The organism is Vibrio sp. 10N.261.55.F4, assembly GCF_041470465.1.
Lineage (GTDB): Bacteria > Pseudomonadota > Gammaproteobacteria > Enterobacterales > Vibrionaceae > Vibrio > Vibrio crassostreae_C.
On record NZ_JBFRMM010000010.1, the window covers coordinates 37,438 to 50,513 of the forward strand.

The following is a 13,076-nucleotide window of genomic DNA, read 5'->3' on the forward strand; positions in this document are numbered from 1 at the left end:
AATGGCTAAGTACTTTTGCAGCATACGGTTACATCACATCGCAGCCGATTTCATTGGCGATGTCACGAAGCTGTTGTTCATTATCTAATTTAATTGACCACTTGCACTCAGAGCCATTCGCCGAAATGACATTTGCCCCTTTTCCAATTAATTGAATCGCATCAACTTGCGCTTGCAGCGTGACTCTATGTTCACCATCTAAACGAACAACCAGCTCATGTGCGGTTGCGATAACTTTTCCACTTTTAAACGTTATGACCATCGGTTTCTCTAGCTACTTCTTTGAAATACAAATTACTATTTTCTAAATAGAACAAAGTTAACTGCTGCCTACTCTATTATCGCTTATGTTTCTTCACGGCAATCGTTAATCGACTCGTACAAACTAAGCGTTGACGCTCGTCAGTGATATTGATTTGCCATACTTGGGTAGAGACACCAAGGTGAATAGGTTCAGCAGTACCAATAACATGGCCTTCACGCATTGATCTTACGTGATTCGCGTTGATATCTAATCCAACGCAATAGTAGCCTTCTGGTACGCAGAAATTAGCCGCCAATGAGCCAAGCGTTTCAGCTAGCACAACCGATGCTCCGCCATGAAGCATGCCTAGTGGTTGGTGCGTAAAATGACAAACCGGCATGGTTGCCACTAAGGAATTGTCGTTTACTTCTGTGTAAACAATGTTGAGGTGCTCAATTAAGGTATTTTTTGAGGTCGCGTTGAAGGTGTCTAGGTCAACGGGCTTTTTCCAAATACTCATATGGGTTCCTTAATTATTGATCTTGTTATCGCGTGCATAGCTTTTTCTATATTACTGGCTGTTAGTTATCTTTCAGCCCTTAGTTATTACGAAAGTTGATGTTAACATGCATAAAAACTGAATACACAGAGGATATTGTATGACGTCATGGATGAAGTTTGCCTCGCTTCTCACACTAGCAGGCCTAACCGCGTGTAGCGCTTCTCCGACAGGCAGAAACCAATTACTGCTTTTTTCTGATCAAGACATGTCTCAACTTGGGGCGCAATCTTTTGAACAAATGAAGAAAGAACAGCCAATAAGTAAAGACGCGAAAACAAACGCTTATGTACAGTGCGTTGCAAATAGCATTACTCAACATATTCCAAAACAAGGCTTTAGTGAATGGGAAGTTGTTGTTTTTGATAGCGACCAAGTGAATGCCTTTGCTTTGCCGGGTGGCAAAATTGGCGTATACACAGGGTTACTTAAGGTCGCGGTCAATCAAGACCAACTCGCAACGGTTATCGGACATGAAGTGGCGCACGTTCTCGCTGACCACAGTAATGAGCGTCTATCTCAGTCTCAAATCGCTAATACTGGCTTATCTATTACTAGTGTCGCGTTAGGCGCATCAGAATACAAACAGTACCAAGGAATGACAATGGCAGCCCTAGGTTTAGGTGTTCAATACGGGGTTATTCTACCGTATGGCCGAACTCAGGAATCAGAAGCCGATGTTGTTGGTTTAGAATATATGGCTCAGGCAGGGTTCGATCCTAAACAGAGCGTCGACTTGTGGCAAAACATGGCGAAAGCATCAGGTGGTAGCCAACCGCCAGAATTGCTGTCTACGCACCCTTCCCACAGTACGCGAATCAAAGATCTACAGGCGACGATAAAAACGTTACCTCAATCGGGTTCACCAAGACCAAATTGCAAAGCGTAATTTTACATTTGTTTAGACGCTAAACTTCGAATACAAAAATGCCCTATCCATATTGTTTAGGGCATTTTTTTGTTTTTGATTCTTGTTAAGTACCAAGAATTTGCAATGGTAGGCTTAATAGCTGATCACCAGTAGATGCAAAATACCAGATAACACCGATCAAACTGCTCACTAGACCCACATACCAAACAAACGACACGACTTGACCGTATTTGTCTAATGGCAACAAGTGACTGTGGTGACGCCCTTTCCATTCGAATAGTATTTCCACACTGCCCATAATCAATAAGAAGCCAAACAGGGTCAAATTCAACTGATAACTCAGTACCACGCCAGCAATAGCGGCCGCAACACACAGGACAATACCAAGTACACTGTTCATCGAGAAACTGATACTTTTTAGTACATGTCCGCCATCGAGAGGCAAAATCGGTAATAGATTAAATAAGTTTAATAACGCGTTAAATACCGCAAGCCCCGCGAAGAACATTTCACCAGTCGCCCAGTACAACACCATAAATATCAACGACAATATCAAGCCAAACAATGGTCCCATGATCGAGATAACCACATCTTGCCAGCGCGTATTGATCTTTTCGTCGGATAACGCCAAGCCACCAAGGAACGGTATTAAATAGATGCCTTTGGTCTTCATTCCAAAGTATTTCATTGCTCTGATGTGGCCATATTCATGGAACATTAAACAAGCGATCAAGGCTAAAGCGAACTGAATTGAAAATAGCCATGAGTAAGCGGCTAAACTCGCAGAGGCAAGCACCACCTTGATTAACTTGGCACTCTTGAGGGCTTTCATTCCCAGCGAAACTAACCCGATTAAGCTAAAACGCTTCTCTGGTTTTGGTGCGACAACCGGGGTTTGTTGCTCGATATCTTTGGTGTTTCTATTGCCTTCGGTAACGGTTTGGCCATTCACGGTCGCTTTATAGGTCATCTCAAACGGTTGCCACTGAACGGTAGCTTCAACGTTACACTGTAACTCTTCTTCACCTGCGCGCAGAGTAAATGCATGGGTTCGAGCGTCATCTTGATCTGTGGTTGCGTCTAATTGGGACACCAAAGTATTGTCCCAATACAACTGTTGCCACCCTGCCATTGACCCCTCTAAACGAAGTGGTTTTCCAAGAAACTCTATCGCGAGTAATTCCAAACTTTAATTCCAATTTAATGACTATCAATATGAATCGATATTATGCCGATTTAGCGATTAACGGTAAACATAAACAAAGTTGTTACATATTGAGCAGTTGAACACTATTTATACCAGTACCTGACATAAACATTCTGGTCACACCTCCAACCACCCATAAATCATTGATTGTAGTTATATTATTAGTGTTAGAGTGCCGCCCCTTAAAAATATTACTTCACAAAATGATAACTCATTCTTTGACTTTATATTAAACATGAATTTAACATGCCATTTACATTGGAGCTTAAACACCAACAACGCTCAGTGTGTTTTCAACAATAAGAATGAGATTTGATGCCCTAGGAGGGTCAAGGATGAAAACAATACAACGCTCTCTCGTTTCACTTTCTGTGCTATTTGCATGTAATTCACTTGCGGCTGGTTTCCAAGTTGCTGAGCACTCTGCCTCAGGTCTTGGTCGCGCATTTTCAGGTGAAGGTGCTGTAGCTGATAACGCGAGTGTACTAGCGAGAAACCCCGCCGCAATGACCCTATTTGATACAGCCCAATTTTCAGGCGCGGTTTCTATCGTTGATCCAGAAGTGGATATTACTCAAAACAATGTTCCAGGTTCTGGCGGACAAAGCCAAGTATCTAAAGACGTAGCGCCATTGCAAGTCGTCCCTGCCGCATACTACATCAGCCCTATTAACGATAAATGGGCTTGGGGCATTGGTATGTTTTCTAACTACGGCGTTGCTACCGATTACCCAGACGATATTTATGCGGGTGATCTTGCAGGTGATACTTCACTAGTGTCAGTGAACTTAAACCCCAATGTGGCGTATCGAGTTAACGACCAGTTTAGTGTTGGTGCGGGTGCGAACCTTGTTTACGCCGAGGCTGAACTAAATCGTCATCAAGGCTCTATTTCGAACATCACTGGAGATCCTGCCTCAACAAAACTGATCAGTATGACAGGTGAAACATTTGCATTTGGTTGGAACGTGGGCGCGTTATATGAACTGAATGAAAACAACCGATTCTCTATCGCTTATCGTTCAGAGGTAGACCTCGACTTTGATGACGGTGACTTTACTGATTACACGGGCAGCATCGTGGAAGGCAGTGCTACGACAACAACAGGACGTCTAAAAATCACGTTGCCTTCGATTATTGAAATTTCAGCTTTCCACCAATTGACCGACCAATGGGCAATTCACTACGGGTGGCAACAAACTGGGTGGAGTAGCTTCAAAGAGCTTAAAGCGACAAGTTCAGATTGTGTAAGTGGCGAGTGTTTTAAAAAGACCGAAGACTACGACGACAATAACCGTTACTCACTGGGTGCAACTTATCAGTTAAACCAAGAATGGACCTTAAGAGCTGGTTTAGCTTATGACGAGCAAGCTGGTGAAGCGACGTTGAGTATTCCTGATAGCGACCGTTTCTGGTACAGCGCAGGTTTAACTTACCAGTACAGCCCTAACCTTTCCTTCGATGCTGGTTTTGCCCTTGTACAAAGTAAAGATGGTGACTTCAAAGAAACCAATGAACTAGGGCAAGAACTTGAATTCTCTGGTGATGCAGTCGCTTACCTATCTGCAATTCAAATGAACTACACCTTCAACTAAACGGAATTAAAACATGAAAAAGTTATTTAATGTTTCGCTGCTCGCTTCAGCAATGTTTCTTGCTGGTTGTGGTGATGACTCTTCGAGTTCAGGTGCGTCAACAGCGATTCAATATGAGCAATACATTCAAGATTCACTCGGACAAGCGACGAGCATCAAGTTTCAATTAACGGGTGCTGATATTGCAGTTCCTCTTCCTAGTTTCGCGTTGATGGATGCTAGCGACGGTACACTTGGCTTGCCGACTGGCGGTGATGACTCATTAACCAACCCTATCGCAGCAATGAATACAATGGATGGCTGGTCAACTTCAATGCCAATTATCATGGACTTTGAAGGTACTGGCTTAGCTGACGGTGTAGCTACTGGTGGGGTTTACCTATTAAAACTTAGCGGCTCACTCACATCTGAAACTGCACCTAGTGTCGCTGGAATATTGACTTTAGGCGTTGATTTCAACGTTCTATCTAGTGCCTCAACTGACACCTTCACAATTGTGTTCAATGATTCCTTAGATGCTTCAAGTGAATACGTGTTGGCGCTGTCAAATGAACTCACGGATATTAATGGTGATCCTGTTGGCATGTCGGCAAGTTATGCTGCACTGAAATCTAGTGCGGTAACGTACACCGAAGGTAGCCTAGCTCAAGCACAACAAGTCACTCAAGGTGTTGAAAAGATCTTTGCTGGAGCGACGGCTGCAGGTGCTATTAACCTTGATACTGAAAACATCATTTATTCGACGTGGTTTACGACTGAGTCTATAGGTGATTCCCTTTTCGCTACCAAAGCGGCAACAGCTACAGGGTTGGCTGCAGCAAACCTCAATAGCGTTTGGGCAGGTAGCGCAAACCCTAACTCTGTTGACTTGTCGACAGCTTATGCGATGCAGTTTGGAACGTCAGAACCTTTCAAAGATGCACTTAGCGGTGACACTGATTTTGATAAGTATATTGGTGGTGGCGACGCGACTAAGATTACAAAAGCAAAAGTAGCCATCGAGACGATGTATGATGCTTCAGGTGCTAACGTCAATGTTAGCCAAGGGTTCGTTCAACTTCCTCATTACTTAGAGAAAGGCAGTAATGAATGGAACTCTCAACCTTTTGAATCGGGCATGCCGAGCCTTGCCAAAGTTTCAAATGCTTTAAGCGATAGCGCAGAACAAGCCAATATGGCTGCTCAATTAGTTGCTGCTGGTATCGACACCAGTGTCTTAGCGACAAGCCAAACAGAACAACTTAAACTGGTAGGTTTGAACCTTACACTAGCTGATGGCTCTTCGCTTGATAGCGAAAGAGTTATTACGAAATACTCTCCTGTTCCTCAAGTTAAGTCATTAGAAAATGTAGAGTTCTTGTTATTTACTAAGAATGGGGCAACACCAAAAAACGTTGTTATCTATCAACATGGTATTACCTCTGCTAAAGAGAATGCTTATGCGTTTGCTTATAACTTAGTGGGCGATTATACAGCGGTTCTAGCAATAGATTTACCAATCCACGGTACACGTAGTCTAGATGATACACGCTCAGCAAATGCAAACGTCTTAGCTTATTTAAACCTAACTAACTTGCCAGTAGCGCGCGATAACGTTCGACAAAGTGCGTTAGATGTAATGGGCTTGAGAGCTTCGTTAACCGCTTCTTTGCAAGTTGGTTTACTTGCTAGTTCACCTTTGAGTGCATTTAATCTAAATACAGGTTCACAGGTTAAATTTTTAGGTCACTCTTTGGGCGGTATTGTTGGAACGACAGCTGTTGCTGCCTCTAACCGTACGTTAGGTAGTCCAACGGCTGATGCTCTGTATTCGTTTAGTTCGGCAGCTTTTGAAAACTCTGGCGGTCAAATATCTAACCTTCTACTCGGTTCTACGGAGTTTGGTCCTCAGGTTAAACACAATGTTGCGTTGAGCGCTTCAACGGAATACGCGACTTTCGCAAGTGCGACCTGTTCCAATCTATCAGACAAAATCTGCTATGAAACGTTTGAAAGCAATGCAACCACAGCACAATTAGCAGTGATGACGGCAGCATTTCAGCAATTCGCGTATGCAGCTCAAACCGTGTTAGATACCATAGACCCGTTCACTAACGCTGTCCACCTGTTAAGCTCTGGTTCACCTGTACTACCTATTTATATTGGGCAAGTTCAAGGCGATGATACAGTACCTAACTCTGTAGCAAGCGCTCCATTCGCGGGAACAACACCGTTGGCAACCAAGCTTAACCTAACTGTTGTTGATTCAAGTAGTGCGACACCTAGCAGTGCCGGAACTAACGAATTTGTGAAATTTAACAATGTTGCAGCGCACAGTACCTTTGTTATCCCACAAGACGATACAACACCATTACCTTTAGATTCCGCTCACCATGCAGAAATGCAGGCACAAGCAAAAGATTTCTTGGTAAACAACAAATTGAGTACAGTGTCCAACGCAGCCTCTGTATTGGAATAATAACGAGCTCTAAATGAAACCAAATGCCAGCCTAACCGCTGGCATTTTTGTCTCTGTCGTTCGAACAAGTCCCCTAGTTAACCGTTTGCATAAAACTTTAAAACACAAATGGTTGATCTCAGCTAAAATTAATCAAGACAGAATACCGTACGACCTCTTTCTTTATTGTAAATAAAGTGGATAATAGCCCCGTAATTTAATACCTAATAAATGTGAGTCCATTATGTCTTCTGAAGCTACTATGCTAGAACGCTGCCAATCTAAATGTGAACTATGTGGTTCTGATTCTTCTCTTACTGCATACGCAGTGCCGCCACACAGCCACGTAACAGTGGATCACGGCATCATGGTATGTGACAAATGTCTTGGTGAGATTGACGATCCTAAAGATATCAACCACTGGCGTTGTCTGACTGACAGCATGTGGAGCCAGGAAGCGCCAGTTCAAGTAACGGCATGGCGTCAACTTACTCGTCTGAACACAGAAAGCTGGGCTCAGGACGCGCTAGACATGATGTACCTTGAAGAAGAAACATCAGTTTGGGCACAAATCGGCATGTCTGCTGATGACAAGCCTCTTGATGTGAATGGCGTTGAACTTAAGAAAGGTGACGACGTAACAGTAATCAAAGACCTGCCAATCAAAGGTACTAACCAAGTGATTAAGCAAGGTACTGTTATTCGTGGTATCAGCGTTGGTGACGATCCTAAGCTTGTTTCTGGTAAAACAAACGGCGGTCAATCAATGTACGTAATCGCTGAGTTCTGCCGTAAGAAGTAATCTTACTGTAAGAAAGTGATAGAAAACGAAAAGGCGCTAATTAGCGCCTTTTTTCTTGGAAAAATTCAACCTATTCCGTTGTTCTAGAAACCACTGCCTACGTTAAAGTAGATAGCGCGTTCTTCATGGCTTTGCGCATAATCCATCCCAAGGTGCAAACCGTAACGTCTCGCGATTTGGTATCGAAAGCCGACACCTCCGGCATTGACGGTACTGTCGTGGCTTATGCCGTTATCTTGCTTTGCAACCCCTGAACCGTAAAACCCAGACACCTTCCAACGATGAGTGATGCTATACGTCAATTGGCCTTGAATTGTTTCAATCTCATCTCCTTGGTACCGATAAGATGACACCCCGCGTAACGACACGTACGGTTTCGCTGTGGGTGATACAAACAGGTCTTGCTGTTCGAAGCTTTGATAATTTGCAGCCAAGCCTAACGTCCATTTATTGGTAATTGGGATATAGGCTTCGCCATCTATGTTCAAATTTCGGTAATTGTAATCACTGCCAATCGCATCGTCGTACACCATGTAATCTGCAGACAATTTGTAACCTTTGGTTGGATAAAATAAATTATCTCTTGTGTCATATTCAGCCTCCAACCCTAAACCAGAAGTAACCGATTCGTTACCCAAAATTCGGTCTAAAACCATGTTATCAAATTCAATCTCAGACTTAGCTAATAACTGCTTTATTCCCAACATCCAAGGCGTATGCCCAATCCGGAACTGCACCTTTTGTGAAAGTACGGCTACCGAAGTTGACGTGCCTATTCTAAGGTCATGATCTATGGGGCCCCAGTTGATTGATGTGTACAAATCCAAATTCGCAACACCAAAGCCGCCGCCTCCTGTGTAACGAATGGAATCATTCATCCAAGATCGTCTATGGCCACCAAATACAAACCAAGTTTCGTTCTCTGTCCCTACTGCGCCCACTACTGACATTGCTGAGGGTACTAACTGCGCACCACCATCTATGGCAGAAAGAGCAGCTTGCTTTCTTTGTCGCTTTTCCTCATCCGTCTCATGTAAAAACAAACCAGCCACACCGCCGCCGTACCCCACCGCAGGCTCGGTAACCAAAATTGGGATAGGCAAAAAGCCATGTGCGTTTTCCGCAAGGTGATACCCCATATCAAATTGACCATCAACAGGATCATAAAACGATGCGAAAGAAGATGTTGTAAATAAAAAGCAGGAAAGAAGAACAATGCCGCCGCAGCGAGTCATAAAATTTGCCTCATAAAAAAGACCGGGTGACGAAACCCGGCCGAAAGTTTGCTTCCTTGCAATAAACATAGAAATTAAACACTTATTGCCAATAAAGGGGTCCTTAATCGACAAGGTTAGAATAGGTCAAACTGTGGTATTGCCCTACTCTCATATGGAGGATCTAGCCCTACAAAATCAAATCATTCTAAAGATGACAAATACGAAAAAGGCTCATATAAATGAGCCTCTGTGAACAAGTAAACTGTGTTATTGGTTCATTAATCTCGCTTTAGCAATCGCTCTACGTTTTCTTTGATAACTGATAATACTGATGACTTAACTTCGCTAATTTGTTTAGAATGAGGGCACCATAGTGCAAAGCCAAATTTAAATCCTTGTTCCATTTCAGACGATTGTATAGGTTCGATGTCGTAATGCGAAAATTCAGAATGAGCGAACGTTTTTGGTAGAAGTGCCCATCCTAGACCTGCTTCAACCATTTTGATAACTAGCGCTAATTGGTCGACTTCTTCATTGTCAGAACTAACGGTTATTTTTTCGGACATTCCTTCTTCAATGAAGGATTTTAAGACAAACTGCTTCGCATTTCTTAGCGCTAAAAGTACATCTTCTTTTGCCAAAGATGAAAACTCACCATTTTTTTGAACGAAAGGAAAAAATTCTATATGGCCTAAAAAGGTGGCATCAAAACTGTGTATTCCACGACTGTCATGCACGTTGACCAATCCAAAATGATACTCACCGCTCTGAAGGCCTTGCTTAATGTCTTTTTTATTTCGTACAAGAAAATTCACTCGCATCATCGGGAAATCACGACGCAACTTCTTTCGAATATCCACAAGGATTTGATGAGGTATCACACTTGAATAAGCAAAAGTAATGTTTTCCAAACCGCCATAAGACAAGCTCAAGGCTACCTTGTCGAAAGTGCGTGCCTGTTCAATCGTTTGCTTAGCGTAGTGGTAAAGAAGATGACCATCTTCTGTCGGCTTTACAGAGCGTCCAACCCTTTCAAATAGGCTTACCGCGAGTTGGTCTTCAAGGTTAGTTATAACCTGCCCGATTGTCGTTCTGTGCTTGTTAAGCTTGACTGCTGCCTTGCTGAAAGAGAGTTGGTCATAAACGGTAACGAACGCGAGAAGTTGTTCAATGCTGAAATTCATGTTGTTGTGCTTACTTTTAATCGTTATGTATTTAAATTATCACAGGTTGGCGAAATATCTACTTTGTCAGAATAATATTAGTGAAAATAATTCGTCAATTTGAAACAAAAAAACCTACTTAAGCTAGTAGGTTTTATCGTTGATGTCAAACGAATAACTTAAATGTATTCGATAACTCGAGCTAGATAGTTAAAGTCCCCAGAATCACCGTGGTAATTACGGTAAACATCGACACTGAAATATCTAGGTTGGTCCACTTGAATATGCTCAGCAATTCGCTGCTCGATGGATTCTAGAGTTTCACCTGTTTGCGAGTAAATGTATTTCTTGGTGGTCTTTTGAAGCTGGCGTTCTTTAGCTTCTTTGTGTGTGACGTAATTGTTCACGTCAACCCACTGACCAATGTAGTCAATCTCCACGTAGTCTGAATTTTCTTCAACCATGAACAACGCCGCTTCTTGTTGAACGTCGGCCAGTTGTAGCATGTCGTTATCGACTTTTTGCTGTTCCATTGAGGTCACATTTTGTGCCATGGCAGCGCTAGACGTTGCCATGATAAGTAGCGCTAAAGCTGTTTTATTCATTTTACGATATCCCTAAATTAAGGTAATTCTGTTACCCAAGGTTTGCCCTGAGTTGCTTTGTGATAACCATATTCGTATATGGTTAATAAATAGTGTTCATCAAACATGTCTTTGGTTCGTTTGGCGTAACCAAAGTCGTGCTCGATGTAAGTAAATTGCATATCAATGTTGTTGATTTCACAGATGTATTTCATTCGATATAAATCACCACGTGTTTGAGCAAGAGTCAGGCTTGATACGCTCTTTGCTACTAAATCTAGACCCTTATCTCTCAGCGAGTGGTACGGCGCTTTCAGTGCTCCATTTCGAATAACATCGAGCTGTGGTGGTTTTTCTAACCCAAGAGCATCTGAGATCTGCTGATAGTCGAAGTTAGATGGATTGAAAAATACTTGAGCGGCTAAACCACCATCGACGTGAAGTTCTTCATAACTTTTACCTTCGTACTTCACATTGATAAACTGCGGTGGGAAGACTCCAGGAATAGAAGCACTTGCTGCTAAAACCTTATATATAAGTTCAGACTTATCTGGCATGTCACTATTTGCAATTGCGCCCACATTCCAAATGACAAGCTCTCCAGAATCAAAGTGTGTGCTACCAATAAACAAACGCTTACCGTTGCGGTGTCGCGCAGCAATTTGCTCGATCATCGGTTCAGGGAACGCCTGAGCGATAAATTGATTCAAGTTTTTACCGTCAGTAAAAGCATCTTTAAACAGGGTGTTTAAAAAGTTCTTTTTGCCGAGCACTGATTTGTCATTGATGTTTAACATCACCTCCTTCATCTTCGGAAATGCATCTCCGCCGATGAATACAAATGGTGCCATTAGCGCTCCTGCACTGATGCCAGTAACTATTGAGTAGTCTTTCAATTGGCCAGATTCTTCCAGCCCTATCAAAATACCGGCTCCAAAGGCTCCGTTCGCGCCGCCTCCTGACAAAGCTAAGATATTTAGTTGCTCACCTGACACTTTAATTGGCGTTGTTTGATCGATTGGAGAGTATAAGAAGTCTGGGTTCTCACTCGCCCACATACGCAATGGCTCTTTTACTGATATCGCTTCTTCTACAACCACTTCTTTGTAATTGTCTTTGTGTACGCGTACATCCAACGTGTGGGGTGAGCTACATGCCACTACAAGTAATGACAAAGCAACGGTAAAACCCGAGGAAATTAGACGGTTCATAATTAGGCTCATTTAATGTTCTCTAAAATGATTCAGAAACTCTGTTTAATCAAAAGAACAGCTATAAACAGAGAAGTTAATAAATAGGGATAAAGTGAAGTCCGTCTCTTTCTGGGAGTAATATAGCTAGGTTTAGTCTTAGCTCGTAATCTCGTTTGTAGGATGCGACCCATCGAATAGGTACACCCTCCACCACTATCGGAGTTAAACGCTCTACCCGATTTTGACCACGTTGAAATCGTGGGTAGGCTCTACAAATTCATATTGTGCATTGATTGTTTGTAGCTCCCAAGTGCCATAGCTTTTAGTTAGCTCCAACACACCATAGACCGCGTTATTTGCATGTCGGAATGCAGCTACGGGAGACATTCTCTTTATTAACCCTGCGGTAAACAGGCCAGAGATAAGGTCACCGACACCAACCGGTTGTTGAGCAAATTCAATGTTCGGTCGTTGGGCTAAATAACATGCCTTTTTCGTTGCTAAAATCATACTGAACGCGTCATCGGGTAATGAGTGAAGATGCTTCACGAGCACCATCTTTGGACCAAGCTCCAATGCTTTCTTACATGCTGTAACCGCGTCATAAAGGGAGAGGATTTTAATGCCGGTCAATTCACTTAGTTCAAATTGGTTTGGCACTATAACATCGGCAATAGGAAGCAAGTGTTTAGTAATGGCGGTTCTAACGCCATCCTCAACGATACAACCTTTATCTGGGTCACCCATTACAGGGTCACAAACATAGAGTGCACTGTGGTTCTTTTCTTTAACTAAATTAACCGACTCGGCAACCGCTTTACATTGGTCTGCGCTTCCCTGATAACCCGATAGGATCGCACCACAGTCTTTCAGTACGTTGATGTTGTCTAAGCCTCGAATCAAGTTTCGAATATCATCTGAGCCGAATGTTTGCCCGGTCCAACCTTGTTGATATTGAGTGTGATTAGAGAACTGAACAGTGTGGATTGGCCACACATCGAGTCCCATTCTTTGGATTGGAAAAACCGCAGAACTGTTTCCTGCATGCCCGTAAACCACGTGAGATTGAATAGAAATAATGCTTTTCATGCGTCGCTCTTTCAGTTTGAAATGGATTTGAATACTTGGATAAGACGACTAAATAAACACAACGGAACATCAAGATAGGAAGTTTTATCGATCTAACCACTGTGCTTATTTGGTC

At 42.8% G+C, this 13,076-nt stretch carries 12 protein-coding genes; 4 read left to right on the top strand and 8 right to left on the bottom strand.

What is annotated here, in order from left to right:
* Nucleotides 1–28: 28 nt before the first annotated feature.
* Nucleotides 29–262, bottom strand: coding sequence for a DUF3389 domain-containing protein (locus AB4249_RS06515; protein WP_004730938.1), 234 nt, complete (start codon nucleotides 260–262; stop codon nucleotides 29–31).
* A gap of 76 nt (nucleotides 263–338) precedes the next feature.
* The gene (locus AB4249_RS06520) at nucleotides 339–764 is read right to left on the bottom strand and encodes a hotdog fold thioesterase (protein WP_004730936.1); all 426 of its coding nucleotides are present in this window, start codon (nucleotides 762–764) and stop codon (nucleotides 339–341) included.
* A gap of 139 nt (nucleotides 765–903) precedes the next feature.
* On the opposite strand from AB4249_RS06520, the gene AB4249_RS06525 reads away from it, so the two are divergent.
* Nucleotides 904–1,692: a M48 family metallopeptidase gene (locus AB4249_RS06525; RefSeq protein WP_004730934.1), complete on the top strand. Its 789-nt coding sequence runs from the start codon at nucleotides 904–906 to the stop codon at nucleotides 1,690–1,692.
* Nucleotides 1,693–1,777: 85 nt separating this feature from the next.
* Here the strand turns inward: AB4249_RS06525 and AB4249_RS06530 are convergent, their stop codons facing one another.
* Nucleotides 1,778–2,860: a site-2 protease family protein gene (locus tag AB4249_RS06530; RefSeq protein WP_372102588.1), complete on the bottom strand. Its 1,083-nt coding sequence runs from the start codon at nucleotides 2,858–2,860 to the stop codon at nucleotides 1,778–1,780.
* Nucleotides 2,861–3,216: 356 nt separating this feature from the next.
* On the opposite strand from AB4249_RS06530, the gene AB4249_RS06535 reads away from it, so the two are divergent.
* The 3 genes from AB4249_RS06535 to AB4249_RS06545 all read left to right on the top strand — a co-directional run bounded on the left by AB4249_RS06535 (nucleotide 3,217) and on the right by AB4249_RS06545 (nucleotide 7,715).
* A complete protein-coding gene (locus AB4249_RS06535) occupies nucleotides 3,217–4,476 on the top strand; it encodes an outer membrane protein transport protein (protein WP_017064607.1) in 1,260 nt (419 codons plus the stop codon).
* Nucleotides 4,477–4,489: 13 nt separating this feature from the next.
* Nucleotides 4,490–6,934, top strand: coding sequence for a VolA/Pla-1 family phospholipase (locus AB4249_RS06540; RefSeq protein ID WP_372102590.1), 2,445 nt, complete (start codon nucleotides 4,490–4,492; stop codon nucleotides 6,932–6,934).
* A 223-nt stretch (nucleotides 6,935–7,157) separates the two neighbouring features.
* Nucleotides 7,158–7,715, top strand: coding sequence for a PhnA domain-containing protein (locus AB4249_RS06545; RefSeq protein ID WP_017060062.1), 558 nt, complete (start codon nucleotides 7,158–7,160; stop codon nucleotides 7,713–7,715).
* Between the two features lie 83 nt (nucleotides 7,716–7,798).
* Here AB4249_RS06545 and AB4249_RS06550 read toward each other — a convergent pair whose 3' ends face one another.
* From AB4249_RS06550 to pdxY, 5 genes are all read right to left on the bottom strand, one after another.
* Nucleotides 7,799–8,950 (bottom strand): BamA/TamA family outer membrane protein, encoded by a 1,152-nt coding sequence (locus AB4249_RS06550; RefSeq protein ID WP_372102592.1) that lies wholly within the window; start codon nucleotides 8,948–8,950, stop codon nucleotides 7,799–7,801.
* 260 nt (nucleotides 8,951–9,210) lie between these two features.
* On the bottom strand, nucleotides 9,211–10,116 hold the full coding sequence (locus AB4249_RS06555) for a LysR family transcriptional regulator (protein WP_372058309.1): 906 nt from the start codon (nucleotides 10,114–10,116) through the stop codon (nucleotides 9,211–9,213).
* 158 nt (nucleotides 10,117–10,274) lie between these two features.
* On the bottom strand, nucleotides 10,275–10,700 hold the full coding sequence (locus tag AB4249_RS06560) for a hypothetical protein (RefSeq protein WP_017060059.1): 426 nt from the start codon (nucleotides 10,698–10,700) through the stop codon (nucleotides 10,275–10,277).
* 17 nt (nucleotides 10,701–10,717) lie between these two features.
* Complete coding sequence (locus AB4249_RS06565) at nucleotides 10,718–11,890, bottom strand: patatin-like phospholipase family protein (protein WP_372102664.1); 1,173 nt, start codon at nucleotides 11,888–11,890, stop codon at nucleotides 10,718–10,720.
* Between the two features lie 213 nt (nucleotides 11,891–12,103).
* The gene (pdxY, locus tag AB4249_RS06570; RefSeq protein WP_017060057.1) at nucleotides 12,104–12,961 is read right to left on the bottom strand and encodes a pyridoxal kinase PdxY; all 858 of its coding nucleotides are present in this window, start codon (nucleotides 12,959–12,961) and stop codon (nucleotides 12,104–12,106) included.
* Nucleotides 12,962–13,076: the final 115 nt, after the last annotated feature.